General features: G+C 59.8%; 1 pseudogene. It reads right to left on the bottom strand.

Going from position 1 to position 759, the window contains the following annotated elements:
• Positions 1 to 434: 434 nt before the first annotated feature.
• A pseudogene (locus tag AC1DT3_RS23140) lies at positions 435 to 759 on the bottom strand (protein-L-isoaspartate O-methyltransferase); the annotation flags it as partial.

Raw genomic sequence — 759 nt, 5'->3', positions numbered from 1 at the left:
GTGATGCGCGTGCCACCAGAAGCCACCGGACTCGGAGACGACGACAACTGCACCGGCTGCTGCCCCACGGGCGGCAGTGCTTGTGCTTGAATTGAAGATGTCGGAACCGCCGAAACAGGAGCGCTGTAGCTCTGAGTCGAGGCTGTCGATTGCGGCTCGCTATCCATCCGTTCGCTCGAAGCAAAGGGATTGGAGAACGGACTTTCCGCCAGACGGATCGTGTCCGTACTGCACGCAGCCGCAGTACTTCCGATCAAGCCAACCAGAGCGACCCTCGACACAGCCACCCAAAGCCCAGACAACACAGGCTTACGCATCCGAAAACCCCAACGCAACGCGAACTCGACGGGGCCATTAAAAGTCGATTCAGGTTAAGCAAGCGTTGATGGGCCGGCGTTTTTCGTAACCTTATTGGAAAAATTTCTTTACGGCCCTCAAAGGGTGGTCGAAACGCCGCTCACAAGCGGCGAGACGCGCAGGCTTCCCCACAGCTCCTGGCGCAACGTGCCATCCTCCAGCCTGTCGATCCGGACCAATCGCGGAAATCCTTCGATGGTCAACGCCCCGACGAGACGACCTCCTGGCCCCAGTAGCCCTGTGACAGCCTCCGGGATCGATGTCGTCGCTCCGTTGAGCAGGATGCGATCGAACCGTTCGCGAACCCGCTGCGTAAGACCGTCGCCGGTCTCGATTTTGACCCGGTCGGCCATGGCAACGACCTTCAGGTGCTGGAAGGCGCTTTCCGCGAGCGTGTGAAAT

The organism is Microvirga sp. P4_G7 (assembly GCF_056401005.1).
This window is presented reverse-complemented; position numbering and strand designations above follow the sequence as displayed.